This is a genomic window from Roseibium sp. SCP15 (genome assembly GCF_040329435.1).
Classification (GTDB): Bacteria; Pseudomonadota; Alphaproteobacteria; order Rhizobiales; family Stappiaceae; genus Roseibium.
Genome location: NZ_JBDZYI010000001.1, coordinates 1,083,860 through 1,110,055, shown reverse-complemented (window position 1 = coordinate 1,110,055; position 26,196 = coordinate 1,083,860). Strand labels below are relative to the sequence as shown.

Below are 26,196 nucleotides of genomic sequence, written 5' to 3'. Positions count from 1 at the left end.
GGGAGGATCGGACAGGCACTGAACCTTCAGCTCCGTTGAGGCCATTCCTTGGCGACGAGCGTCAGCACATCATACTGCGCCACTGGTTCGTCATTCTGGTTGGTAACCCGGCAGTCCCAGCGAACCTCTCCGTAATCTGCCGTGATCCTTGGCGAGATTTCCTTGGCTGTAAGCTGAACCTTCAGGCTGTCACCGGCATTGACCGGGGTCATGAAGCGAAGGTTGTCCACGCCGTAATTGGCAAGTACCGGTCCCTCGTCCGGATCGACGAACAGGCCTGCGGCGAATGACACGATCAAATACCCATGTGCCACTCTCCCTTCGAAAAAGGGATTTCTTTTCGCGGCTGCTTCATCCATGTGAGCGTAGAACGTGTCGCCGGTGAATTCGGCAAAATGCTCAATGTCTTCAAGAGACACCGTCCTGGAATTCGTCGTCAGTTGATCACCGACCTCAAGGTCTGCCAACGACTTGCGGAACGGATGACGTTCATCAGCTTTCCCTTCGGCACCTGCAACCCAGCGGCCTGTAACGGCACCAAGCAATTGCGGAGCCCCCTGCACAGCAGTTCGTTGCATGTAATGCTTGACGGAACGCAGGCCACCTAACTCCTCGCCCCCACCTGCACGTCCCGGACCGCCATGAACAAGCATCGGCAACGGAGATCCATGACCGGTAGAGGTCTTGGCGCTTTGCCGGTTTCCAATCATGACACGCCCGTGGAATGGCGCCATTCCCAAAACCATCTCTTCGGCAACTGCGGGATCGTTGGTGAAGACGGAAGCGACCAGAGATCCCTTCCCCTTGTGTGTCAGCTCAATCGCTTCGCCCAGATCCTCATAAGGCATGATCGTCGCGACCGGGCCGAACGCTTCGACCGAGTGCACTTTTTCAGAGGTCAACGGCGCTGCGCAATGTAGAAGGATAGGCGCTTCAAACGCGCCTTTGTCGAAAGCCTGGTTCGAAGAAGTTGAAATGATTTCAGCATCTTCTTTCAGTTCCGTGACCCTGGCGTGTACTTCGTCACGTTGTCCGAGCGAAGCCAATGGCCCCATGGTGACATCGTCCTGCCTCGGATCGCCGACCACCTGACGGGACAGTCGTTTACCGAGAGCGTCCGCAACCGCGTCCACCTGTTTTTTCGGCACAATCACCCTGCGGATCGCGGTGCATTTCTGCCCGGCCTTGGCGGTCATCTCGCGCGCCACTTCCCGGATGAACAGATCGAATTCGGGCTCACCCGGAGCGGCATCAGGCCCCAGGAGCGCCGCGTTCAGGCTGTCGGCCTCCATTGAGAACCGAACCGAATTCTGAACAATCGACGGGTGTCCGCGGAGCATCTGGCCGGTCGCAGCCGAGCCTGTGAAGGTCACCACATCCTGCCCATCCACGTGGTCGATCAGATCTCCGGCAGACCCGCAGAGAAGTTGCAGAGCGCCTTCCGGCAAGATGCCGGTATCCAGAATGTGCCGCACCATCAACTCGGTCAGGTAGGCCGTTTGACTGGCCGGTTTGACCAGGCAAGGTACGCCCGCGATCAACGCTGGTGCTATCTTTTCCAGCATGCCCCAACAGGGGAAATTGAAAGCGTTGATATGGACCGCAACGCCCTGAAGTGGCGACAGAATGTGCTGAGCCGAAAATGTATTGTCTCTGGAAAGCGGTTCGACTGCGCCTTCGACAAACACCCGGGTGTTGGGCATCTCCCGCCGCGCTTTTGACGAGAAGGCGAACAGCGTTCCAATTCCGCCCTCGATATCGATCCAGCTGTCCTTGCGGGTGGCTCCTGTTGCATAGCTCTCCTGATAGAAGATCTCTTTCTTTTCCATCAGCGACTGCGCAAGTGTTTTCAGCATGAGCGCGCGCTCGTGATAGGTCATCTTGCGCAACGCAGCGCCACCCTTGGCGCGCCCATAGGCGAGTGCTTCACCAAGATCCAGACCGGAGGCATCAATCCGTGCAATCGGCGTGCCGGTGGCTGCGTCCAGAAGGTTGGCGCCTTCGCCATACCCTTTTCGCCAACTGCCGGCGAGATAGCTTTCCAGCACGCGGAACTTTTGCGGAACTACGGTCATTGATTGGTTTCCAGATTTTGAAGTCGGCCTGTATGCAACCAGGCCTCAATGGATGCAGGCAGACGGTGTCAGGCGTCGTAGGTAAGCACGAGCCGCTTGGAAATCGGTCTGGATTGGCATGTCAAAATGTAACCATCACGAATTTCATCATCTTCAAGCGCGTGGTTCGCGGCCATTTCGACTTCGCCTTCCAGCAGCTTGCCCCGACAAGTCGAGCAGACCCCCGCGCAACAGGAATATGGTGCGTCAATACTGTGCCGATGCGCTGCCTCCAGTATCGTCTCACCGGCTTCCATATGAATGTCGCAGGTCGTCCCGTCGATCGTCAGCTTGAGATCGGCTTCCTTGTCCTTGTCACCGGCCACTTTCGGTCGGTCTTTCGCCGGCAGTCTGCCCGGCTGATCCGATTTGAACAGCTCGTGCTTGATCTTGTCCTGCACGACATTGTGCCTTGCAAGGCTGTCGCGAACTGTGTCCATCATTCCGTGAGGACCACACAGGAATGCCAGGTCGATGTCTTCCGGGTCTATCAGCGTTTCCAGAAGCTCATCGAGTTTCTCGGCGTCCACACGCCCGGAAAACAATTCGGTATCCTGAGCATCGCTCTTCAGAATGTGAATGATCTGCAGCCGTCCGATAAAGCGGTTTTTCAGATCCTCAAGTTCTTCCCGGAACATGATCGAGGAAACCTGCCGATTGGCATAAACCAACGTGAATCTGGACTGAGGCTCGCGCGCCAAGACGGTCTTCAAAATGGACAGGATCGGCGTAATTCCTGACCCGCCTGCAAATCCGACATAAAACCGGGCGTTTTCTGGTTCAATCGGCGCATTGAAACTGCCGACAGGAGGCATTGCCTCGACTGTATCCCCGGCCTTCAGATTTTCGTTGGCCCAACAGGAAAAAGCGCCACCGTCGACGCGTTTGATGCCGACCTTGAGATCTCCATCCTCAGTTCCGGCACAAATGGAGTAGCACCGCCGCACTTCATGCCCGTCGAAATCCCGACGAAACGTAAGGTACTGGCCTTGCGTGAAGCGGAAGAGTTCCGTTTCATCCGCCTGCGGTTTCAAAGTCACAATTACGGAGTCCCTGGTGTCGGGTGTAACCTCCGTTACAGTCAGGGCATGGAACCTTGACATGTACTCCTCCCTTTTCCCGTCCAAATACCCGTTAATGGCATTTGAAATAATCGAATGGCTCCAGACACGCCCTGCATCGATAAGCCGCCTTGCAGGGGGTGGAGCCAAATTGACTGACTTTTTCTGTGTTTACTGATCCACAACGCGGGCAAGCGACAACGAGACCGCCTCGCTTGCCGAGGCGAGACAGGCGCCCTGCCAGGCTTTCTGTCTCCGCGTCTTCCACTGGCGGCGCAATTCCGTATTGTCGCAGCTTTTCGCGGCCTTCCTGACTTAACCAGTCGGTTGTCCAGGGCGGGCTCAGCTTTTGCTCCAAACGCAGCTTTTCAATGCCGCAGGACCGCAGTTTGGTTTCTATGTCCAGGTTGATGATCGCTGTGGCAGGACAACCGGTGTAAGTCGGGGTAACCGTCACGACCAGAGTGTCACCGTCCCACTCAACTTCCCGGATTACACCCAGATCCATCAGCGACAGCACCGGGATTTCAGGGTCCGGCACCTCAGCCAACCATTTCCAGACTGTGTCCGTTGAAACCCGCATGTTCCTACCAGGTCGCGCCAGGATAAGCCCGTTGCAGAAACTGCATTTCGGCGAGCAGATGTCCGAGGTGTTCGCTGTGACGCCCGGTCGTGCCACCTGCATGCGAAAACTCTGATTGCGGCAACTCAAGCGTAGCCTGAGCAATCACATTCTCGACAGTTTCCTGCCACTGCAATCGCAAGCTCTCCGGCGCAGGTGCCACACCGGAACAGGAGAGTGCATCATCGATCCGATCCCCGATAAACATTTCTCCGGCATAGGGCCAAAGCGTATCGAGCGCGGTCTGCATGCGTTGCCGGCTCTCCGGCGTGCCATCGCCAAGGCGGATGACAAGATCGGCAGAGCGGTCCAGATGATATGCGACTTCCTTCCCTGCCTTTGCCGCGATTTCCGCAATGCGCTCGTCTGATGAACGTTCCAGAGCCTCTAGAAGCAAAACCTGATGGGCATCAATGAGGAATTGACGCATCAGGGTTTTGCCGAAATCTCCATTTGGTTGTTCAGCAAGCAGATAGTTGCGGAAGTCCCAGGCATCACGCAAGAAAGCCAGTTCGTTCTCACCACGACCTTTTCCTTCAACTTCACCAGCATAGGAAAGCCAGAGGCGCGCTTGCCCAATTAGATCGAGAGCGACATTAGCGAGCGCGATATCCTCTTCCAATACGGGAGAATGGCCGCACCATTCCGATACCCGATGACCGAGGATCAGCGCGGTGTCTCCCCGCCTCAGAAGCCACTCGAACAAAATATCGCTTGCGATTATATCGTTCTCTGCGGTCATCACATTTTCCCTACTTCGTCGGGAATGTCGTAGAAACTGGGATGCCGATAGATCTTGTCCGCAGAGGGCTCAAACAGAGCGTCCTTGGCGCCTGGGTCGGATGCCGTGATCTGCGCAGATGGGACCACCCAAATGGAAACGCCTTCGCGGCGGCGGGTATAGACATCGCGTGCGTTCTTGATTGCCATTTCGGCATCTGGTGCATGCAACGATCCGACATGCCTGTGGTTCAGGCCATGCTGCCCGCGGATAAACACCTCCCACAACGGCCACTCTTTTTTCATTTCGTCCTCCGCGTAAAATCAGTCGCGTCGTTAAGCGCATGGCGCTCTAATGCGCTTCACTTCGACTGGTCGGAAATCTTCTTCCCGAAAGTTCTATTCGGCCGCCGATCTGGCTGCTTCTTTCTTGTCCGCATGCGCCATCAACGCATCCCGGACCCAGGCGCCGTCGTCCCATGCTTTCACACGCGCTTCCATGCGCTCCCGGTTGCAGGGACCGTTGCCTTTCAGCACCTCGAAAAATTCAGTCCAGTCAGGCTCCGAAAAATCGTAACCGCCCTTTTCATCGTTCCACTTGAGATTCTCGTCCGGCACCTTCAGCCCGAGATACTCGGCTTGCGGAACAGTCTGGTCGACGAATTTCTGCCGAAGCTCATCGTTGGTATTGATCTTGATCTTCCAAGCCATCGATTGAGCGGAGTGAACAGATTCCTTGTCCGATGGACCGAACATCATCAATGACGGATACCAGAAACGATTTAGCGCATCCTGAGCCATGTGGCGTTGCGCAGGTGTACCGCTCGCCATCTTCATCATGATGTCGTAACCCTGACGCTGATGGAAACTCTCTTCCTTGCAGATGCGGATCATCGCGCGGGAATAGGGTCCGAAAGACGTTCTTTGCAGCGGCACCTGGTTCATGATTGCTGCGCCGTCAACCAGCCAACCAACTGCCCCGATGTCAGCCCAGGTCAGAGTTGGATAGTTGAAGATGGAGGAGTATTTCATTTTGCCGGCATGTAGCAGCTCGATAAGCTCGTCCCGGCTGACGCCCAGAGTTTCGGCGGCACAGTAAAGATAAAGACCGTGCCCGGCTTCGTCCTGAACCTTCGCAAGGAGGATAGCCTTGCGTTCCAGTGTCGGTGCCCTTGTAATCCAATTCCCCTCAGGAAGCTGACCAACGATTTCTGAATGAGCATGCTGACCGATCTGACGTATCAGGGTCTTCCGATAGCCGTCAGGCATCCAGTCGGTAGGTTCGATCTTTTCGCCGCGATCAATGCGTTCCTGAAAAGCGCGCTCTTCATCGGACATCTCCGAAATGTCGCGTACCTTGTTGGAATCGGTTTTCACCATCTGGGCATACATGACGCCTCCTCCCCGTCATGTTGAACTCAACGGGAAGATAGCGCACAAAGCATCACAGAAAAAGTATATTTTTGTACATTTATGTGATGCTTGATCTTACGCACCAATTTCCGGTAGTTGAAAACGACCGATTGGTGTCAAGCGGCCAGGGAACTCAACCTTTCGACAACGGGTTGTGGCCGCGCAGGTAACGGGCCTGCCTGGTTCAGGAAACTCTGGCCGATGTGAGCGTCAGCCAACTTCGACAAGGCGATGTAAAGTTCGGCAAACTGTTGCCTCGCAGCGGATCCGGGCCACTCCTGAGGCAGAACGGAATTTGGCAGCCGTGGATCGCGCAACCGGATGTGGCGATACGCATGAACCAGCGCGACACGTAACAGCAGTGCAGACTGCCCCGACTTCACAGAGTGAATTTCATCTGCAAGTGGTTCAATGTTCTTCAGAAACCGGTGATACTCGGCAGCCAAAGGACCAAGTCCGAAGGAATTGATCACCAGCTGTCTAAATTCATCACTACCCGGACTTAGTGCTCTTGACTTGAACGCGACACCTGGATGTGAGCGTCCCGGCCGGTCGGCACCGGCAAACATATGACCGCCAAGTGAAACAAAGCCTTGTTTCTTCAATGTCAGTTGATCCGCTGCATGAGGGCAATAGGTAAAAATCCAGTCGCACTCCTCATCTGGAGCACCAAAGAACAATTCTGCCGCCAGATGATATTCCTCACGCGCAGGAGCCGTTAGGGCATAAAAGCTGCGCCGCCCTTCTCTTTGCCCTTCGAGTTGCCCTTTTGAGACAAGTCGGGAAACAGCGGTGCGGACCAAAGACTCATTCACGCCATACCCGGCGCAAAGTCCGATGAGGTCTCCCATCCAAAGAACACCACCTCGCGGCTCGACGATATCGCCGTAGATTGTCACGATCAGCTGGGCTGCCTTGGGTGGATATGGTTCTAGCAACCGGCTTACGGCCGCATCTGCGCGAAAGGACATGAAGCAATTGATCCGTCTTTTTGCTGAGCTTAGCCTCGGCATATCAGCAAACCAAGCACTCTGGTGATTTGGTCCAGCAAATTCTCCAATCCATTCTTGCGCACCATATTGACAAACGTTATAGAGTAACACGTTACAACATTACATCAGTGCGGAAACAACTCGAATGACAGCCCCTTCCCGTTCCAATTCCTTCACTCGTCGAGCATGTGGTCTGGCCTTCTCCACTGCGCTGACCGGCACCTTTGCCCTTTCCCTCAGCTTGACGCCTGCGGTCGCTGCCTCACCTTCGGTGGTGACGACGATCAAACCGCTTCACTCGATTGCATCTGCTGTGATGGAAGGCGTCGGAACACCACACATCCTGATTGACGGGGCCTCTTCGCCGCACGGATTTGCTCTCAAACCGTCCCAGGCGGCTCTGCTGCAGGGGGCTGACGCTGTTTTCTGGATTGGCCCTGGATTAGCGCCGTCGCTCGAGAAACCAATCAGCTCGATGGCTGGCGACGCAACAACCGTGGAACTCATGGATGCGGCCGGCATTCAGCATCTTGCAATTCGTGAAGGTGCGAATTTTGACGCTCACGATCATGGCGATCACGAAGGTCATGATGAGCACGCTTCTGCTGATGATCATGATGATCATGCCGAAAAAGACGACGACCATGATTACAAACATGACGAGCATGCTGAAAAGCACGATGATCATGATGAGCACGATCATGATGACCACGCTCACGGGGACGAAAAAGACGATCACGCAGAACACGCGGATGGCGACCACTCACATGAGCATGCTCATGAGGGTGCAGATGACGTCCATATCTGGCTCAATCCGGACAATGGCATCGCGATTGCGCATGTAATGGCCGACACCCTGTCGCAGCTCGATCCGGACAACGCGGAAACGTACCAGAAAAATGCCGCGAGCTTTGAACAGCGGATCGAAGAACTTGAGCAGACGATCTCGTCAAAATTGGCGCCTGTAGCAGGCAAGAAGTTTGTCGTATTCCACGACGCTTACCATCACTTCGAACATCATTTCGACTTCGAGGCCAGCGGCGCCATCACAGTGTCTCCTGAAGCACTTTCCAGCGCCGACCGCGTTGCCGAAGTCCAGAGCCAGATCAAGGAACTGAACGTTACCTGCGTTTTCCAGGAACCGCAGTTCGAGGCAAAACTGGTTGATGTCGTTCTTGAAGGTAGCGACGCGCGCAAGGGAACTCTGGATCCACTGGGCACCGAACTTGCCAATGGAACTGACCTTTATCCAAACCTGATCGAAGGGCTCGCCGACTCGCTCGCAGAGTGTCTTTCCGGGCAATCCTGATATTCAAATAAAAACGCCGGGAAATTTTCCCGGCGTTCTTGTATCTGGATTTTTGTTCAAGAAGCTCTGGCTTTTGCCCTTACAGCCTCTGTTTTTTCGATCGCCTTCAGAAGATAGCGATCCCGGTCATATACATCCGAATAATAGGCCACGCTTCCGTCCAGCTCCGGCCAGGCGGTGAAGTAGGAAACATACACCGGAATGTCACCGGCGACCTTTTCCTGTTCGTTCCGGCCTTCAGAAATTCTGGAAGTTACATAGTCCTTGGACTTCCCAAGCACCGCTGCTGCCATCGCCTTTGGATCATGCAGCCGAATACAGCCGTGACTGTAAGCGCGCATGTCCTTCTTGAAGAGGCTCTTGGCCGGCGTGTCATGCATGTAAATGTGATGCCTGTTGGGAAACAGGATTTTCACCTCACCCAGGGCATTTGACCTGCCAGGGTACTGGCGGACGTTGATCGACTGCTGCTTGGATGCAACCGCGTACCAATCGACAGCGGAAGAAGAAACCTGACGTCCACCGGGTGTGGTGACTTCATAGCCGGCGCGATCGAGATAGCTCGGATCCTGCGCCAGTTTGGGCAGCATTTCGTTGACGATGATCGAATAAGGTACCCCCCAATAGGGGTTGTATTCAACGATTTCGATCTTGTCGTAGAAGAAGTTTGTCTGATTGGATTTCTTGCCGACAACAACCCGCATGGACAGCGGAACTTCATCCGGCGATGTATAGGTTGCGGTAAAGGCTGCCTGGTTGATGAAAACCTTTCGATCGCCGAGTTCTTCGGGTATCCAGCGGCTCCGCTCCATCGCCAGTTCAACCTTGGCGATCTTGGCCGCATTGGTTTCACCGACCATTGCCTTGATTGTGTTTTTCCCGACAATCCCATCCGGTGTCAGTTTGGCTTCCTTCTGAAAAGCCTTGACCAGATCAACGAGTTCCGGCGAATACAACTCTGCGCCGTCATAGGCAGCAAGCGTTTCCGCGTGAGCAGTCCTCAACTCATCGGAACCGTTCTTCTCTACGGCGGCGACAATGTTCTTCATTTCCGGGCTGGATTTTCCTGCCTTCAGGAAGGTGCCCGGTGCGATGACGATCTGATCTGCTTCCTCGTCTTCTGCCTTCAAGCGCGCCAATTCTGCAGTTAGCTTCTTGAAGTGCTCGTTCTGCGGCTGATGGGCCTCAAGTATCCCGGCCATATCAGAGCCTGAGGAAAACTCACCCAGTGCGCCAGGAAGGTCGACCTGGTGGCGCGGCAAGTCGTGGTACTGAGAAATCCGGTTCGGATCGACACGACCACGCGTCGCATCCAAAACATAGGACAGCGCCGCGACGCTCAGCTCCATTTCGAAGCGCATCAACGCTTCATCGCGGGCAGCCTCATCCAGCCCATCAGTTTCGGGCAAGGAAACGAAATAGTCTTCAGGGTTCAGCGCAAATTTGTCAGCCTGAGAAAGCGCACTTCGAATGCTTTCCGCTCTGGAGCTTACCTTGCCGTTTGCAATCCAGACAAACTCTGGGTGCTCCTCGTAGTATGTAATGAGTGCATCGCCGATTTCAGGCAACGCCATCAGTGACATTCCCTTCAGTGCCGGGCGCGCCTTGTCGAATGCACTCAAGACGACCGGCTCCAGGTTCGCTGTTTGAGTTTCTGCGACAACAGTTTCGGTACCCTGCTGCACGTTTTCAGCCGACGCGTCGCCTTCAGGTTCGACCTCTGGCGGCTTCACTTCAGACAGTGGTGTCAGCGACACTCTTTTCAACGTATCCGGAGAGTAATTCAGGTAACGTGGAGCAGATACCTTAACCTTGGCAGCCTTTTCGCGAAGCTGATCCTGGCGCTCCCGCTCTCTTTGCTTGCGATGGTTTTCCGGATTAAAAAGCCGTTGGAACAGACCCTGGGCCGATACCGGTTCGTAGGTCATCGCGGAAAAACCGGATGCGAGCACCGTAACCATCAGGCCGGCCTTGATCGATTTCCCCAATACAGCCCTGGAGCGGATAAACAACGCCCCCTTGTCGCCGGTCTTCGGCATTTCACGTTCCGTCATGTTTGCTCGCATCATCTAAACCCGAAAATTTATTAACTAGTGTCGTTTCCGGCACTGCGCCCTTTTCGAACCGGACGTTTAATTCCCCTGCCTAGGTAGAGACCGCCGGGATTGCAGACTTGCCCGAACGATTATGTTCAGCGCGAATTCTACCGGTCCAAAATGGCGATTCTCGCTCATTTCCGGCTAAAAACACACATGGTGAACAGACTGATACTATATCAGGCCTGTCGATATGGTTAAGAGATACGGCCATACACAGGTTGTGAATTCAAATCACTGTGACGAATATATCGCGCACGAACCTCGCGCCGGTTTTCCTAATCATCGCATCAGCATCTCAAGGCGACGCTTCGTGACCTCCGTCACGGTTATCAATGTCGGTTTTCACTATCATTTCCGCAAGACCAACCGACGGAGATCGATGAAAGCGATGCCATTCCAGTTCAACATAGGAGACCACGCGTCGCCGATATCGAAATACACCAATTTCAATTCTTCGCAGTACAGCAAATTGAAATGGGCCCGAAACAAGCTTTTCAGGATGGTCAAGAACAACCCTGGTTGTGATGCCTATTTCAGATCCCTTCCGGGCCGGAGAACGCTGACCAACATGATCAACGACAGCACCATCTGGGTTAATTACGGGCCGACAATTTCTCCGCTGCACGGAGAAATTCACACTCCGACGGGAGAAATAGCGGTCGGCGACCGCGCATTCAACATGGGAAGGTGGATGGTGCTGGCCACGCTCATTCATGAGCTTGCACATCACAATGGCGCTCCGATCTCAGGAGGCGACACACGTGCGGAAGAGGCCGTATACCATTGCGGCCTTGGAACCGCGAAAGAGTATTTTGATGGCGAGGACGACCCGCGAACGCCCTACGATCCGAATGTTGGCGGGTAGACCAGAGGAGTACGGGAGCAACCGGGCCGGATCACCCCCGCCAAAATCATGACTTAAAACGGAATTTCATCATCCATCGGGCCTGCGCCGCCACCGGAAGACCCACCGAAACCACCGCCACTGGAACCACCGCCGTAGCCGCCGCCACTGCCACCGCCGAAGTTGCCGCCGGAGCCGCCAGAGCCACCACCAAAACCGCCGCCGCCTTGTGGGTCATTGCCGTAGTCAGGCAGACCACCCGGCTGACCGCCGCCTTCACCGCGACCATCAAGCATCGTCAGGTTGGAGTTGAAGCCCTGCAGAACAACCTCGGTGGAATAACGATCCTGCCCCGACTGATCCTGCCATTTGCGGGTCTGCAACTGCCCTTCCAGATAAACCTTTGATCCCTTGCGCAGGTAGTTTTCTGCGACCTTGCAAAGACCTTCGTTGAAAATCACGACACGGTGCCACTCGGTTTTTTCACGACGCTCACCTGAATTGCGATCCCGCCAGGTTTCCGAAGTTGCAATCCGTAGATTGGCAATGGGACGGCCATCCTGCGTCCGGCGGATTTCCGGATCGGCTCCCAGATTGCCGACCAAAATTACTTTGTTGACGCTGCCCGCCATTGTGAACTCCTGTTTGTTTCCGCGATCCGCTTTGGTTTATTTGCTTCTATCAGCTGACCGCGCCGCAACCATCGCCGCTAGAAACCAGAACCCTAACGATCCGCCAACCGCTCTGTCTTCTTTTTTGCACACCGGCCTGCATTTTCCACAAGGCAAGCCCACCTTTTGCGGAAAATTGAAGCCCTTCGCTCACCTCACCGCCATCGTCGCCAAATCTGACAGCCGTTGCCGTTCCTCCTGTTTTGTTCCACAGCGGTTCGCGTTTCCTGTCAGGAGATATTCCAAACCGATCGCCAGCGAAGCCGACTTGCGCAGGTGAAACTTCCTGACGTCCTTCCTTTCAATGTACTTGTTTTGTTCTTATCACTTCTATAAAAATGATTCAATCGGACTTCGTATCCTGAATTTCTCCTCCCGCTGCAGTGACAGACCCACTGGAAGCTCCGCGTCAAACTGCTATATCGGGACAAAGATAAAGTGGGAAACGAGCCCCTTCATTAGATATCTACACGTGCACGGGCGTCTGATGCCGTGATGCATGAGGTCAGGAAGAGATAGAATGACGACATCCAAGAGCCTCAAGGCGGATGAATCCTGGAAAAACGATCCGACCAAGGTCATCAGTGTCAAAGGGGCAAGGGAGCACAATCTCAAGGGTGTCGATCTCGACCTGCCCCGTGACCGACTGATTGTGATGACCGGCCTTTCCGGTTCGGGAAAGTCCTCTCTCGCCTTCGATACTATCTACGCCGAAGGCCAGCGCAGGTACGTTGAGAGCTTGTCTGCCTATGCACGCCAGTTTCTGGAAATGATGCAGAAACCGGATGTCGACCAGATCGATGGTCTGTCGCCTGCCATTTCGATCGAGCAAAAGACCACTTCGCGCAATCCGCGGTCGACCGTCGGTACGGTGACCGAGATTTACGACTACATGAGGCTTTTGTTTGCCCGTGTCGGCATTCCCTATTCTCCAGCCACCGGACTGCCGATCGAAAGCCAGACCGTGAGCCAAATGGTCGACCGTGTCCTGGATCTCGAAGAAGGGTCGCGCCTCTATCTGCTTGCTCCAATGGTTCGCGGCCGTAAGGGCGAATACCGCAAGGAATTGGCGGAACTCATGAAAAAGGGGTTCCAGAGGGTCAAGATAGACGGAACCTTCTATGAAATTGCCGACGCCCCTGCCCTGGACAAGAAATACAAGCACGATATCGATGTTGTCGTGGATCGGTTGGTCGTGCGCGATGATATCGCAGGCAGGCTGGCAGATTCGCTTGAAACAGCGCTGAAACTGGCTGACGGCATTGCGATTGCTGAATTTGCGGACCAAACCGAAGAAAATGGCGATCCGAAGCGTTTGATCTTCTCGGAAAAATTCGCCTGCCCGGTGTCCGGTTTCACCATTCCGGAAATTGAGCCACGCCTGTTTTCGTTCAACAATCCGTTCGGCGCATGCCCGACCTGTGATGGCCTTGGGACAACCCTTGCCTTCGAAGAAGATCTGGTTGTGCCCGATCACTCTCTCTCGCTGCGTGAAGGGGCCGTGTTGCCTTGGGCAAAAACGGGATCGACATCTCCTTACTATGCCCAAACGTTGGAAGCACTTTGCGGCCATTTCAAGGTATCGATGGCAACTCCGTGGAAAGATCTGCCGGCGGAAGTCCAGGATGCAATTCTTCACGGCACCGGCAAAACGGCCATTGAGTTCGTATACGATGATGGCGTGCGCAGCTATCGGACGGAAAAGACGTTCGAAGGCGTTATCGGCAACATCGAACGCCGCTGGCGTGAGACAGAGTCTTCCTGGGTTCGCGAGGAATTAGCTCGATTCCAGTCGGATCATGCTTGCCCCGCCTGCAGTGGTTTCCGGCTGAAGCCGGAGGCGCTCGCTGTCAAGATTGCTGACAGGCACATCGGTCAGATCACTGAATGCTCCATCAGGCAGGCAAGTGACTGGTTTGAATCCCTGCCGGCGAAACTGAACGACAAACAGACAGAAATTGCCGGCCGTATCCTGAAGGAAATTCGAGAGCGTCTGAAATTCCTCAACGATGTCGGCTTGGAATATCTGACACTCTCTCGGTCCTCCGGGACACTTTCGGGTGGCGAAAGTCAGCGAATTCGACTGGCCTCGCAAATTGGTTCGGGTCTGACAGGTGTTCTCTACGTTCTGGATGAGCCCTCGATCGGTCTTCATCAGCGGGACAATGCCCGCCTTCTGGAAACTCTGAAGCACCTGCGGGACCTCGGAAACACGGTCATTGTCGTAGAGCATGACGAAGATGCGGTATTGACGGCTGACTATGTGGTCGATGTCGGCCCCGGAGCCGGTGTGCATGGCGGCCAGGTGGTCGCCAAGGGTACGCCATCTGAGATCATGGCCAATCCGGCTTCTCTAACGGGCGAGTACCTTTCTGGCGCCAAGATGATTGCGCGCGCCGACGAACGCCGCAAGATCAACAAGAAACGCCAGATTTCAGTACGCGGCGCACGCGGCAATAACCTGAAGGATGTGGACGTTGACGTTCCGCTCAGCACTTTCACATGTGTGACCGGTGTATCCGGTGGCGGCAAATCCACCTTCCTGATCGACACGCTTTACAAGGCTGCGGCACGCAGGCTAAACGGCGCTCGCGACAACCCGGCACCGCATGACCGGATCGAGGGGCTTGAGGTCCTTGATAAGGTCATCGATATCGATCAGTCCCCGATCGGCCGCACGCCCCGTTCAAACCCGGCGACCTATACCGGTGCTTTCACACCGATCCGCGAATGGTTTGCCGGAATGCCGGAGGCAAAGGCGCGCGGCTATCAGCCAGGCCGCTTCTCCTTCAACGTCAAAGGCGGACGGTGTGAAGCCTGTCAAGGCGACGGTGTGATCAAGATCGAAATGCACTTTCTGCCGGACGTTTATGTTACCTGCGACGTCTGCAAGGGAAAGCGCTACAATCGGGAAACCCTGGAAGTTGAGTTCAAGGGCAAGTCCATTGCCGACGTGCTCGACATGACCGTTGAAGAGGCCGCTGAGTTCTTTTCTGCCGTTCCAGCTGTTCGCGACAAGATGGACACATTGGCACGCGTCGGCCTCGGCTACATCAAGGTCGGACAACAGGCGACCACATTATCGGGCGGTGAAGCGCAAAGAGTGAAGCTGGCGAAAGAACTGTCCAAACGCTCCACCGGTCGGACGCTCTACATTCTGGATGAGCCAACCACCGGATTGCACTTTCACGATGTCGCCAAGCTGCTCGATGTGCTGCATGAACTGGTTGATCAAGGCAACACCGTGCTGGTGATCGAACATAATCTTGAAGTCATCAAGACCGCTGACTGGATCATAGATCTTGGACCGGAAGGCGGTGACGGCGGAGGGACGATTGTCGCTACCGGACGTCCCGAGGATGTCGCCGAAGTGCGGGAGAGCTATACCGGGCAATTTCTGCAGGAACTTCTGCAGCGAAGGCCTCAACGCACGCCTGACGCTGCGGAATAGCGCTCTCGTTAATCCCGAAGAATCTGTGTGCACTGCACACAGATTCGTACCAATCTGTTTTTGTTAACTTTTTCTACCCCTCCCTCTCACTTTCCCAGTATCTTTTTTGCATTGCACCAAATGCATGTCTGACATGCGCAGATCGCGCTTCTTTTAATTCAGCTGGTGAATTATATCCTAGATCAACAACGACGCGGAGCGCACAGACGGTCCGCCGATCTAAGGAATAAGAAGATGTTTGACACTGTGCGTCAGAAGTACAGCAACTGGGTGAACTACCGTCGTGCGGTTGACGAACTGTCCCGCCTGTCCACCCGTGAACTGCAAGATCTCGGCATTTGCCGTGGCGATATCAAATTTGTAGCTCGCCGCGCGCATGTAGCTGACTAAAAAATAGAAATCGCGTCCCTAGGCACCCTCCTCCCAGCCGACGGGCGTGTGACACGCGGGGCATCCTCCTCCCAGCCCTGCCACGTCGAAACGACGCCCGCCAGTACCTCCTCCCACTGGCGGGCGTTCGTTTGTCTGGAGCCCTGTCAACACCACGATAATTCCTCCCGACAGCATCTGATGAAAAAAGTACCGGTTCACTGTGTGCACCGCATTTCGCTCAGATGACCTCAATCACCTGCAAGACGGTCTATTACAGAACGCTCAAACGCTCTTAAGAACGATTTGTCAGGAGGGGCCGGCATCGCGGCTCGAACGCTCGTCTTGAGATCCTGAACCAAAGCGATGTTCCGTTTTGATATTGACCGGGCCAAATCCGTACCTCTTTCACATGCACTTCCGGCTGCGACGACTTCATCAACCAATCCGGCCTTGAAGGCTTCACCTGCAGACAGCACAGGTGACTCGAGTAAAAAGAGCAACGCTCGTCCGTAACCCAGCCGTGACGGAAGTCGCTTGGTTGCTCCACCACCCGGCATAGCGTCATATGCCAAATGGCCATCTGTGAATTGCGCACCTTCACTTGCCAGGACCAAATCGCAGGCAAGCGCAAGTTCAACCCCTCCGAGTCGGCAATTCCCATCCACACACGCGATCGAAATCTGAGAAAGAGCGGACATCCGTTCCAGAATTTCGCTCATGCGGTGAACAACGCTCGAAAACTTTGCTCTGTCATTGAAACAGACTTCAAGCATTGACGCATCCAGTCCGGTGCAGAAGACCTTGTTGTCGCCTCGGACTACGAGACAACTCAATTCATCTGTTTGTGCCTCCAGCTGAGCAAGTCCTGCTTCCATGGCAGACATGGTGGTTTCATCAACGCCATTGTCTGCGGCGGGACGGTCGAGCTGCCATACCATGAACCGTTCCTGGACCGTCACGAGCATGTTCACTCTCCCATTGTGTCGCTGATTGACTCGCCGGCAGTCTAACCAAGCAAGATAGCGCTACGAAGCCTTTTGGATTTGCAAAGGGATTCTACCGGCAGCGAAAAAGCTACACCACCCGAAGCCCTCAGAAGGTCGTTTCACTGTTTGATGTGAGCTTGAGTTTGCAGATGCGAAGAAGCCTTACAACAGGAAGTAAATCCAGCAACCGATGAAGACAACCACTGATCGTTAACTCTTTGGTGACTTGCACTTTTTGCATATCAGCTTCGCGATTTTGCTACTACCTCGCGGCGCACAATTTCCCTATCTTCCGAACTGTAAGAGATGAACGGGCCAGACGCCGATCCGCGGTGCCATGGCCACTGAGATAGCGAAAGGCCTAAACCATGATCGACACTGTTGTTCGCAAATTCAACAACTGGAAACGCTTCCGTCAGACCTACGACGAACTGTCCAACCTGAGCAATCGTGAGCTGAACGACCTGGGCATTGCCCGCTCCGACATCGCTCGTTACGCTCGTATGTCTGCAAAATAACAAATTTCGCGGTCTGGAGTACTCCTCCTCCCAAACTTCGGGCTGCAAATCTCTACGCTCTAAGCGTAGAGCATCTTAGAAACGCTTGCCGGAACCTCCTCCCACCGGCAGGCGTTTTTATTTTTTGGGCTCTGAACACCTGCATTTCTCGACCTGATCAAGGTCAAACGTGCATGCCATTGACTCCGTGTGCAAAGACCTCTTTACAGAACTCAATGAACTTCTCACTCAGGTCGTCCATTTCCCTATCCCGACGATAAGCCATGATGATGGGCGTCTCAGGCAAGTCTTCCAAAATTTCAATTGGGACCACCGAATTGCCTCCATATGTCTGATTGGAAGCGGGACGCATTGCCAGGATCGAGACACCCAACCCTTTGGCAACGCTGCATCTGACCGATTCTATCGATGTCGACCGGAAAGCCACCTTTGGCCCGATGCCATAATGGGCGAAAATCCTGAAAAAGTAGTCTCGGCTTCCAGGTGCGTCGAACAGAATGTAGTCCTCAGACTCGAGCTCCTTAATTGAAGCTACCTTCTTTTCAGCGAGTCGATGACTTTGCGGAACGATCAAATAGGGCTTTACCGCTGCCAACTCCTGCCAGGCAATCTTCGCAGGATCCAGGCCGAGATCGTACATCACCGCCAGATCGACGTCCTTTCTATGGATTGCAGTCTCAAGTTCGCTGTGAAGCAGCTCAGACACTTCGAGCGTCACTCCCGGTTCCTCTTTCCGATAGCCGCAAACCAGCTGCGCAAGAAAAAAGGGAGCAATTGATTGGAAACACCCAAGCTTGATCTTGCCGGCGCGATTTGACGCAATCTGCCCGGCGATCTCGCTTGCCCGAGTTGCGCACGCCACAAGCTCGTCGGCATACTTCAGAAACTCCACTCCCTGAGGCGTAAGCTCCATTCCACGGGCATGATGCCGTACGAAGAGAATGAGGCCAGTCGTTTCTTCAAGCTTGGTTATTGCCTGCGCAATTGCGGGCTGAGATATGCCGATGGATTTCGCAGCCGCAGTTATCCCGCCATTTTTGGCGATCGCTTGAAAATACTCACATTGCCTGACCGTTATTCTGTTCATGGATTTTCTGCATAATTTTTTCTTCTCTTATAGCAATAATAAAACAGTTTTTTCGACTTTAGAATTCTCGGTAACCTTGCCCCCAATCGTCATGGAGGGAACAAGATGGAACTCAACAAGGTCATAGACCTAAGCACCTATCCGATTGCAGACGGCGACTTTAGAACCAGGTGCCGTCAGGAGTTTGAGAAGACCGGTGTGCTGGTCCTGCCCGGATTTGTGCCAGCTTCGACAATCACCGGGATTCGCGACGAAGGCCTGGCGAACCGGGACAGGGTCTATGCAAAAACCGAGAAACACACGGTGTATCTCAATGCACAAGATCCAGATTATGATGACAACCATCCGCGCAACCGTTTGGTAACTTCGTCAAAGGGATGCATTACGGACGACCTGATGCCAGAAACGTCAGCTCTCCGTGCACTTTATGATTCAGAGCTCTTCCGGGAGTTCTTGTGTGACGTGCTCGGCGAGGAGGCCCTGTACGAGTATGCGGACCCGCTTTCTTCGCTCAACCTTCATTTTGCCGAGAAAGGGCAGGAACTCGGCTGGCATTTCGACAACTCCTCCTTCTCGATCACGTTAATGATCCAGTCTCCCGAAGCTGGTGGACAGTTCGAATATGTCACGCGCCTGCGCGACGCGGATGCCGGTGACATGAACTATGACGGAGTTGCCGAAGTTCTGGATGGACATGCAAAAGTCAGCGAACTTTCCGTTGAAGCAGGAACTCTTGTTTTCTTCCGCGGCAGAAATGCCATTCACCGCGTAGCCCCCAATCTCGGTGAACGAACCCGGATACTTGCAGTTTTGGCCTACAATACCGAGCCAGGTATCGCGCTTTCCAAGGAGGCACAGCTGACCTTTTACGGTCGGACTGCCTGAAACGTGGACATAGGGGCAAGGTTGGAGTGGCTCCTCTGTTCTGTTTTGAGGAAACAAGAACAACTTTCGAGTATCTGGAATCCGCAAATCGGCAACAGGCATTGCAGCAGTGGGGTGAAGGCAGTAATACGAGGCAAACATGAAATTGGCCGAAGTTCGCGGCAAATCTGATGCCTCAAGTGACCGGCCCGTACCTCAGGGAAACAAAATGCCCCCAATTCACGTTATCGGCGGCGGTCTTGCCGGATCTGAGGCCGCATGGCAAATCGCACAAGCGGGACTGGACGTCGTCCTGCACGAAATGCGTCCGGTTCGCAAAACCGATGCTCACCAGACCGACGGTCTGGCGGAACTCGTTTGTTCCAACTCGTTCCGTTCCGATGATTCCGAACACAATGCCGTTGGCCTGATACACCATGAACTGCGGCAGCTTGGTTCACTGATCATGTCTGCTGCCGACGCCCATCAGGTTCCGGCAGGAAGCGCCCTTGCCGTCGACCGCGAGGGCTTCTCCGGAGCGGTTACTCACGTGCTGGAGAACCATCCGAACATCACAATCGAACGCGAGGAGATAGCGGGACTTCCCCCTGAGGACTGGCAGAGTGTTATCGTCGCGACGGGGCCCCTCACCTCACCTGCGCTTTCCCAGGCGGTACTGGAGAAAAGCGGTGAAGATGCTCTGGCATTTTTCGATGCCATCGCTCCGATTGTCCATTTCGACTCTGTCGATCTCTCCAAGGCATGGTTCCAGTCACGCTACGACAAGGTGGGGCCGGGAGGGACCGGCAAGGACTATCTCAATTGCCCACTCGACAAGGAGCAGTATGAGGCGTTTATCGACGCGCTGCTTGCCGGCGAATCTGCCGACTTCAAGGAGTGGGAGGCCAATACTCCCTACTTTGACGGCTGTCTGCCTATCGAAGTCATGGCAGCGCGTGGACGAGAGACACTGCGCCACGGACCAATGAAGCCGATGGGTCTTACGAACGCACATAATCCGGATGTCAAAGCCTACGCGGTTGTCCAACTTCGACAGGACAACGCGCTTGGTACGCTTTACAACATGGTCGGGTTCCAGACCAAACTGAAATATGGCGCTCAGGCCGACATTTTCAGGATGATCCCCGGACTGGAGAATGCTCAGTTCGCACGTCTGGGCGGATTGCATCGCAACACGTTCCTCAACTCTCCGAAGGTTCTGGACAACTCCCTGCGTTTGAAGTCCGACCCGCGCCTTCGCTTTGCCGGCCAGATCACAGGCTGCGAAGGATACGTGGAATCAGCAAGCGTGGGATGCCTTGCTGGCCTGTTCTCGGTCATGGAAGCACGCGGTCAGACTTTCTCTGCCCCGCCGGAAACCACCGCCATGGGGGCTCTTCTCGGTCACATTACGGGTGGGCACATATTCCGGGAGGAAGGCGCCGGCAAACCGGGTTCCTTCCAGCCGATGAATGTCAACTTCGGCCTGTTTCCGCCTATTGAAACTCCTACGAAGGATGAAACCGGCAAACGGTTGAAGGGCAAGGAAAAGGCCAAGGCGAAGAAGCTGGCAATGACCAACCGCGCCAAGTCAGACTTTCAGGAATGGCAATCAAAACTCGAGCTGCCAAAGGCGGCAGCTGAATAGAACGCGCGTCCAACTCATAAAAGACAGCCGCGGTGTGAAAGCGCCGCGGTTTTTATTTGATCTTGTCCAGGCTCTTGCCGGAAGCGCGCCAGAGAATCCATTGACGCTTTAGTTGGGAAATCTCGGCAACCTGTTTCAAGGGATCGAACCCGCTGTCCTCTAGCCTTTCCAGATACGGCTTGATCAGGAAGATCGGCAGGAACGCAGGCAGGCATTTTTCAGGCACATCGCTTGCGGCTTGACGAACTCGGTCGAGATGATGGTGCACATGTTCGTGCATTTCCTTCAGCGCCACTCTGAATTCAGGTGTCGTTTCTCCCCTGAAAACCCCTGCCGTATCAACATTGTGCCGGTCGAGGATGTCCTTGGGCACATACATTTGCTGGCGTGAGGCATGCCAGGGCAATGCACGCATGAGCCCCGTCATGCCGTAGGCGACACCCGCATGACCGGCAGCTGTTGCCGTGTCTGGATCATCGCCATCGTTCAGGACGAGACATGCCAGTTGGATGAGACCGGAAACAGTTTCTCCAACGTACCCTTCCAGGTCATTCAACGTCGGCATCGGGTCGTTATAAAGGTCAAATACACGTGCTTCGGTCATGGCGACGAGGCCTTGCTTCGGCAGATTGTATCGCTCGATAGTCTGAATAAGCGCATTCGCGACCGGGTTGGAGGCAACCGCACCGTGCTCGGTCCCTTCCAGCAAGTCCCGCCACCACTGCAACCTGACTTCACCGGGCATCGGTTCGGAGACAATCTCGCGAATACGTGCGATTTCGGCATTGAAAGCATATAGCGCCATCAGTCCAGCACGATGCGGCTCCGGAGCAAGAAGAGCGCTCAGGTAGCGGTCCTTGTCGAACTGACGCGCAATATCTGCGGCATGGTCGAAGTCAGAGGTCATGTGTGCCCGTATGGCCCGTCTTTCGGCCTCAGTCCACGGCCAACAATGCCGCAGCCACTGCCCTGTTTTCCGACAGCAGAACGTTGTAGGTGCGCACAGCCGCACCGGTTGACATCGGGTCAGCCAGGATGTTCGCCTCGCGGAACATTTCCTTCAAATGCTCTGGCAACGGTCGAAGATCCAGACCAGTCCCGACAAGGAGCACTTCTACGCTGTCCTGTTCATCAAGGACCCGCTGAAATGCTTCCTGAGAAAATTCGGACGGATCATTCAAATTCCAACCGTAAATCCCGCTAGGAATGCAAAGCAGCGAACCTCGATGTGACATGTTAGCAAACCGGAAGCCACCGTTGCCATAAGCATCCAGCGGCGCCCGACCCGGAAAGTGCGCGTTCCGGATTTCCATCAATCAGATCCTCAGGCCGTCGCCTTGGCGTTCGGGCCCTTTTCTTCGTCATCATCCTTGGATGACAGCGCATCTGCACGCAGATTGAGAAGGATCAGGAACGGTGCAGCAAGGAAGATCGAAGAATAGGTGCCGATCACAATGCCGAAGATCATGGCCAGCGTGAACGACTGGATGACTTCGCCACCGAAGACGTAAAGCGCGATCAGCGCCAGCAACGTCGTCACGGATGTCATGGTGGTTCTGGAAAGGGTTTCGTTGATCGACTGGTCCAGCAGCTCGGTCAACGACTTCTTTTTGTACTTCCTCAGGTTTTCCCTGATGCGATCGTAAACAACCACGGTATCGTTCAACGAATAACCAATGATGGTCAAAACCGCCGCGATGCTGGACAGAGAAAAGTCCAGTTGCAGCAGAACGAAAAGACCGATTGTAATGATCACGTCGTTCGCTGTTGTCAGGATCGCTCCGACGGCAAACTGCCACTCAAAGCGAAACCAGATGTAGAACAGGATCGCCAGGAGCGATGCCCCCACAGCGATTGCCCCGGCTTGCGCCAGCTCTCCAGACACTCGCGGCCCGACAACTTCAACCCGCCGGAAATCGACATTGTCGTCTTCAAAGATGGTGCGGATCCTCGACACGACGGACTGCTGGGCGAGTTCGCCACCCGGTTGCTCTTCCACGCGGATCAGGATGTCATCCGACCCACCAAACTCCTGAACCTGCACATCTCCAAGATTGAGCGATCCCAATTCGGAACGGATAGCGCCAATGTCGGCTGGTCCATCGGTTTTGATTTCGATGATGGTACCGCCCTTGAAGTCGATGCCGTAGTTCATGCCGACCGTGAAGAAACCGACCAGAGAGGCAATGACGAGGACGATGGACAGCGGAAAGCTAACTTTCCGCAGCCACATGAACTTGATGTGTGTGTTGTCCGGAACAAGTCTCAGCAACATTTGTTTTTCTCCCGGATCAAATCGGCAACTTGGACGGACGACGGCGGCGGATCCAAATGGCCACCAGCAGTCGGCTGAACGTGAATGCCGAGAAAACGGTCGTGAAGATACCGATAGCCAGCGTCACGGCGAAGCCACGAACGGGTCCGGAACCAAGCTGGAACAGAATGACAGCCGCAATCAGCGTGGTGATGTTGGCGTCAAGGATGGTGCCGAGTGCACGGCTGTAGCCGGCATCGATCGCGGAAATGACCGATCGGCCTGCGCGCGATTCTTCCCGGATACGTTCAAAGATAAGAACGTTCGCATCGACCGCCATACCGATTGTCAGAACGATACCCGCGATGCCCGGCAGGGTCAGGGTCGCCTGAAGCAGCGTGAGCGCGCCGAAGATCAGGAAGATATTCGAGAGCAAGGCCAGATCGGCAATGATTCCGAACCGGCCATAGGCCAGGATCATGAACACGATCACTGCTGCGCCGGCAATGATGGAAGCCAGCTTACCTGCCTCGATCGAGTCGGCTCCAAGTCCTGGTCCAATGGACCGCTCTTCAAGCACCGTGAGCTTTGCAGGCAGCGCGCCCGCACGCAGCAGGATTGCTAGATCGTTGGCGCCCTCGACAGTGAAGTTCCCCGAAATCTGTCCGGAACCACCGGTAATGGGCTCGCGGATCACTGGCGCGGAAATCACTTCATCATCGAGAACAATCGCAAATGGGCGGTTGACGTTCTGCTGGGTAATCACAGCAAACTTGCGCGCACCGGATTGATTGAACCGGAAATTCACGACGGGTTCATTGTTGCGCTGGTCGAAGCTGACCTGCGCGTCCACAAGGTCTTCGCCGGACAGAAGCGGAGCTTCTTCAAGAAGATATGGGAATGGTGGATCATCCACCGACATCTTTACGACCGTACCGACTGGTGGACGAGACTGAAGTGCCTGTTCACCCGACATGGACTGATCGACCATGTGGAACGTCAACTGTGCCGTTTCACCGATGATGTCCTTCAAGCGCTCTGGATCGCCCTCGCCTGGCGCTTCGACCAGAATACGGTCGGTGCCCTGCCGCTGGATATTGGGCTCAGTGGTACCCAGTTCATCGAGACGATTTCTGATAACTTCGATTGCCTGCTGAACGATGTAGGTGAGTCGGTTGTCCAACCCTTCTTCGGAATAGGTGAACCGGACAAGTCCATCATCATTCACGGTGAGGTCGAATTCATTGACCGGCTGACCACCGAAAAGGTTGGAAACCAGTGGATTCACCAAAGGCTGTAACCGCTCCTCAGCTTCATCAAGCCGCGTCAGATCACGGATACGAACCTGTGCTGACTCCCCCTGGACGCCCAGGCCGGTATAACCAATGCGGGGGTCCTCACGAAGCGTGGTGCGAATGTCGCTGACCAGCCCCTTCATGCGCTTCTCGATGTAGTCATCCTTGTCGACTTCATAGAGAAGATAGGCGCCACCTTGCAGGTCAAGGCCGAGAACCATCTGATTTTTGGGCAAAAAGTCGGGCCAGCTTTCAAGCTGTTTGGCAGAAAAGAAATTCGGCAAAGTCATGAGGGTGCCAGCAGCAACCACAAGCACGATCAGTGCGATTTTCCAGCGGGCGAAATGGAGCATGGTAAAGCCTTAAAAGCTGCCAGGCCGATCAAGAACCGGCCCGGCGAATTCATCCAAACGGCGCAACAAATGCTTACGCGTTGTCTTTTGCAGGCTCGGTCTTGGAACGGACTTCCTGTACCATGGAACGAACGAGGCGTACCTTGACGCCTTCGGAAAGTTCCACCTGAAGCTCGCCGTCATCTACCACCTTGGCAACCTTGCCGATAAGGCCACCGGTGGTCACAATGATGTCACCGCGACGCAGGTTGGAAACCAGTTCCTGATGCTTCTTCATGCGCTGGCGCTGCGGGCGGATGATCAGGAAGTACATGATCGCAAAAATGGCGACAAAAGGCAGCAAGGACATGAGGAAGTCCGGGCCTGCCGCACCGGCAGATTGCGCATAGGCTGGGGTGATCAACATTCAACTCTCCTAAGGGGCGCTTTTGTTGCCCTTAAGGCAAGTCGCCTTACGAACAAAAAACGCTCTAATTCTGGTGGCGCGGACTATAACGGCGGCGCGTGTCATTTCAAGCTTTGCAAGCAGTTTCCGGCGTACCGGTATGGGAATAACTGGCGTTTTCGAGCCAGTTTGTCCATGTTACTCCTCCCGCAACTTACTTCAGGGCCTCAAATGGGCCTTTTTGACAAGGGTTGCAAGAATAATGAGTCCGCAAAACGACCTTGCCGCATTGAATGCAAAGCTCGATTCTCTGATCGAACTAATCAGTCGTGCCGTTCCGGCGTCCCCTCTGGCTCCGGACTGGTCTGCGGCCGATGCGTTTGTCTGGTCACCGGAACCCGGAGAACTGCACGCGGTTCCCAATGTAAACCGGGTCGATATCGAACTTCTCTGCGCTGTTTCGCACGTACGCGACCTGCTTCTCGACAACACCAGACGTTTTTCCAAGGGGCTACCCGCGAACAACGCGCTGCTTTGGGGCGCGCGCGGAATGGGCAAATCGTCGCTGGTCAAAGCTGCTCATGCCGCAATCAACCGGGAAAACGCTTCTTCCGACCTGAAGTTGATCGAGATCCATCGTGAAGACATCGAGTCACTTCCTAAACTCATGTCTCAGATCGGATCCGCGCCTCATCGTTTCATTGTCTTTTGTGATGACCTGAGCTTTGACAATGACGACACGTCCTACAAGTCTCTGAAGGCCGTTCTGGAAGGTGGAATCGAGGGCCGCCCGGACAATGTCATCTTCTATGCGACCTCGAACAGGCGTCACCTGTTGCCGAGAGACATGATCGAGAACGAACGTTCGACCGCGATCAATCCTGCTGAAGCGGTAGAAGAAAAGGTCTCCCTGTCAGACCGGTTTGGCCTGTGGCTTGGATTCCACAAATGCAGTCAGGACGACTACCTGGATATGGTGCGTGGATATGCTGCTCATTTCGAGTTGGACATTGATGATGATTCATTGCGCTCGCAGGCCCTGGAATGGTCCACGACAAGGGGCAGCCGCTCAGGTCGCGTTGCCTTCCAGTTCATACAGGATCTGGCGGGACGCCTCGGCACAGCGCTTTAAGCGGTC

General features: G+C 54.7%; 24 protein-coding genes. 8 read left to right on the top strand and 16 right to left on the bottom strand.

What is annotated here, in order from left to right; translation table 11 throughout:
* Positions 1 to 26 precede the first annotated feature (26 nt).
* From paaZ to ABLO27_RS04990, 7 genes are all read right to left on the bottom strand, one after another.
* On the bottom strand, positions 27 to 2,075 hold the full coding sequence (gene paaZ / locus ABLO27_RS05020) for a phenylacetic acid degradation bifunctional protein PaaZ (protein WP_353030941.1): 2,049 nt from the start codon (positions 2,073 to 2,075) through the stop codon (positions 27 to 29).
* Positions 2,076 to 2,143: 68 nt separating this feature from the next.
* Positions 2,144 to 3,217, bottom strand: coding sequence for a 2Fe-2S iron-sulfur cluster-binding protein (locus tag ABLO27_RS05015; RefSeq protein ID WP_353030939.1), 1,074 nt, complete (start codon positions 3,215 to 3,217; stop codon positions 2,144 to 2,146).
* A 31-nt stretch (positions 3,218 to 3,248) separates the two neighbouring features.
* Positions 3,249 to 3,758, bottom strand: a complete 510-nt coding sequence (gene paaD / locus ABLO27_RS05010) for a 1,2-phenylacetyl-CoA epoxidase subunit PaaD (RefSeq protein WP_353030937.1) — start codon at positions 3,756 to 3,758, stop codon at positions 3,249 to 3,251.
* A 4-nt stretch (positions 3,759 to 3,762) separates the two neighbouring features.
* Positions 3,763 to 4,539 carry a 1,2-phenylacetyl-CoA epoxidase subunit PaaC gene (gene paaC / locus ABLO27_RS05005; RefSeq protein ID WP_353030935.1) on the bottom strand — a complete coding sequence of 259 codons (777 nt, stop codon included), beginning with the start codon at positions 4,537 to 4,539 and terminating at the stop codon, positions 3,763 to 3,765.
* A complete protein-coding gene (gene paaB, locus ABLO27_RS05000) occupies positions 4,539 to 4,823 on the bottom strand; it encodes a 1,2-phenylacetyl-CoA epoxidase subunit PaaB (RefSeq protein ID WP_353030933.1) in 285 nt (94 codons plus the stop codon). Before paaB ends, paaC begins: the two co-directional genes overlap by 1 nt.
* Positions 4,824 to 4,916: 93 nt before the next feature.
* Positions 4,917 to 5,909, bottom strand: a complete 993-nt coding sequence (gene paaA / locus ABLO27_RS04995) for a 1,2-phenylacetyl-CoA epoxidase subunit PaaA (protein ID WP_353030931.1) — start codon at positions 5,907 to 5,909, stop codon at positions 4,917 to 4,919.
* A gap of 137 nt (positions 5,910 to 6,046) precedes the next feature.
* Positions 6,047 to 6,901, bottom strand: coding sequence for a PaaX family transcriptional regulator C-terminal domain-containing protein (locus ABLO27_RS04990; RefSeq protein ID WP_353030929.1), 855 nt, complete (start codon positions 6,899 to 6,901; stop codon positions 6,047 to 6,049).
* A gap of 166 nt (positions 6,902 to 7,067) precedes the next feature.
* Between ABLO27_RS04990 and ABLO27_RS04985 the strand changes: the two genes are divergently transcribed.
* Positions 7,068 to 8,231, top strand: a complete 1,164-nt coding sequence (locus ABLO27_RS04985; RefSeq protein ID WP_353030927.1) for a zinc ABC transporter substrate-binding protein — start codon at positions 7,068 to 7,070, stop codon at positions 8,229 to 8,231.
* 56 nt (positions 8,232 to 8,287) lie between these two features.
* Here the strand turns inward: ABLO27_RS04985 and ABLO27_RS04980 are convergent, their stop codons facing one another.
* Positions 8,288 to 10,285: a L,D-transpeptidase family protein gene (locus tag ABLO27_RS04980; protein ID WP_353030925.1), complete on the bottom strand. Its 1,998-nt coding sequence runs from the start codon at positions 10,283 to 10,285 to the stop codon at positions 8,288 to 8,290.
* A gap of 355 nt (positions 10,286 to 10,640) precedes the next feature.
* Here ABLO27_RS04980 and ABLO27_RS04975 point away from each other — a divergent pair, with 355 nt between their 5' ends.
* A complete protein-coding gene (locus ABLO27_RS04975; RefSeq protein WP_353030923.1) occupies positions 10,641 to 11,195 on the top strand; it encodes a hypothetical protein in 555 nt (184 codons plus the stop codon).
* 53 nt (positions 11,196 to 11,248) lie between these two features.
* Here ABLO27_RS04975 and ABLO27_RS04970 read toward each other — a convergent pair whose 3' ends face one another.
* The gene (locus ABLO27_RS04970; protein ID WP_353030921.1) at positions 11,249 to 11,806 is read right to left on the bottom strand and encodes a single-stranded DNA-binding protein; all 558 of its coding nucleotides are present in this window, start codon (positions 11,804 to 11,806) and stop codon (positions 11,249 to 11,251) included.
* Positions 11,807 to 12,365: 559 nt separating this feature from the next.
* Here ABLO27_RS04970 and uvrA point away from each other — a divergent pair.
* Together uvrA and ABLO27_RS04960 are read left to right on the top strand one after the other, a co-directional pair.
* Positions 12,366 to 15,296, top strand: a complete 2,931-nt coding sequence (uvrA, locus tag ABLO27_RS04965; protein WP_353030919.1) for an excinuclease ABC subunit UvrA — start codon at positions 12,366 to 12,368, stop codon at positions 15,294 to 15,296.
* 234 nt (positions 15,297 to 15,530) lie between these two features.
* Complete coding sequence (locus tag ABLO27_RS04960) at positions 15,531 to 15,686, top strand: DUF1127 domain-containing protein (RefSeq protein WP_353030917.1); 156 nt, start codon at positions 15,531 to 15,533, stop codon at positions 15,684 to 15,686.
* A 230-nt stretch (positions 15,687 to 15,916) separates the two neighbouring features.
* Here the strand turns inward: ABLO27_RS04960 and ABLO27_RS04955 are convergent, their stop codons facing one another.
* Positions 15,917 to 16,633, bottom strand: a complete 717-nt coding sequence (locus ABLO27_RS04955) for an enoyl-CoA hydratase/isomerase family protein (RefSeq protein ID WP_353030915.1) — start codon at positions 16,631 to 16,633, stop codon at positions 15,917 to 15,919.
* Between the two features lie 389 nt (positions 16,634 to 17,022).
* On the opposite strand from ABLO27_RS04955, the gene ABLO27_RS04950 reads away from it, so the two are divergent.
* Positions 17,023 to 17,172 (top strand): DUF1127 domain-containing protein, encoded by a 150-nt coding sequence (locus ABLO27_RS04950; RefSeq protein ID WP_297591596.1) that lies wholly within the window; start codon positions 17,023 to 17,025, stop codon positions 17,170 to 17,172.
* A 163-nt stretch (positions 17,173 to 17,335) separates the two neighbouring features.
* Here ABLO27_RS04950 and ABLO27_RS04945 read toward each other — a convergent pair whose 3' ends face one another.
* Complete coding sequence (locus tag ABLO27_RS04945) at positions 17,336 to 18,259, bottom strand: LysR family transcriptional regulator (protein ID WP_353030913.1); 924 nt, start codon at positions 18,257 to 18,259, stop codon at positions 17,336 to 17,338.
* 105 nt (positions 18,260 to 18,364) lie between these two features.
* Between ABLO27_RS04945 and ABLO27_RS04940 the strand changes: the two genes are divergently transcribed.
* Both ABLO27_RS04940 and trmFO read left to right on the top strand, forming a co-directional pair.
* Complete coding sequence (locus tag ABLO27_RS04940) at positions 18,365 to 19,144, top strand: HalD/BesD family halogenase (RefSeq protein WP_353030911.1); 780 nt, start codon at positions 18,365 to 18,367, stop codon at positions 19,142 to 19,144.
* A 208-nt stretch (positions 19,145 to 19,352) separates the two neighbouring features.
* Complete coding sequence (trmFO, locus tag ABLO27_RS04935; protein WP_353030909.1) at positions 19,353 to 20,771, top strand: methylenetetrahydrofolate--tRNA-(uracil(54)-C(5))-methyltransferase (FADH(2)-oxidizing) TrmFO; 1,419 nt, start codon at positions 19,353 to 19,355, stop codon at positions 20,769 to 20,771.
* A gap of 52 nt (positions 20,772 to 20,823) precedes the next feature.
* Here the strand turns inward: trmFO and ABLO27_RS04930 are convergent, their stop codons facing one another.
* The 5 genes from ABLO27_RS04930 to yajC all read right to left on the bottom strand — a co-directional run bounded on the left by ABLO27_RS04930 (position 20,824) and on the right by yajC (position 25,079).
* Complete coding sequence (locus tag ABLO27_RS04930; protein WP_353030907.1) at positions 20,824 to 21,678, bottom strand: phytoene/squalene synthase family protein; 855 nt, start codon at positions 21,676 to 21,678, stop codon at positions 20,824 to 20,826.
* 28 nt (positions 21,679 to 21,706) lie between these two features.
* Positions 21,707 to 22,084 carry an Mth938-like domain-containing protein gene (locus tag ABLO27_RS04925; protein WP_353030905.1) on the bottom strand — a complete coding sequence of 126 codons (378 nt, stop codon included), beginning with the start codon at positions 22,082 to 22,084 and terminating at the stop codon, positions 21,707 to 21,709.
* Between the two features lie 11 nt (positions 22,085 to 22,095).
* Complete coding sequence (gene secF / locus ABLO27_RS04920; protein ID WP_353030903.1) at positions 22,096 to 23,046, bottom strand: protein translocase subunit SecF; 951 nt, start codon at positions 23,044 to 23,046, stop codon at positions 22,096 to 22,098.
* 16 nt (positions 23,047 to 23,062) lie between these two features.
* A complete protein-coding gene (secD, locus tag ABLO27_RS04915; RefSeq protein WP_353030901.1) occupies positions 23,063 to 24,673 on the bottom strand; it encodes a protein translocase subunit SecD in 1,611 nt (536 codons plus the stop codon).
* 73 nt (positions 24,674 to 24,746) lie between these two features.
* Positions 24,747 to 25,079 (bottom strand): preprotein translocase subunit YajC, encoded by a 333-nt coding sequence (yajC, locus tag ABLO27_RS04910; RefSeq protein WP_353030899.1) that lies wholly within the window; start codon positions 25,077 to 25,079, stop codon positions 24,747 to 24,749.
* Positions 25,080 to 25,320: 241 nt separating this feature from the next.
* Between yajC and ABLO27_RS04905 the strand changes: the two genes are divergently transcribed.
* Complete coding sequence (locus tag ABLO27_RS04905; protein ID WP_353030897.1) at positions 25,321 to 26,190, top strand: ATP-binding protein; 870 nt, start codon at positions 25,321 to 25,323, stop codon at positions 26,188 to 26,190.
* Positions 26,191 to 26,196: the final 6 nt, after the last annotated feature.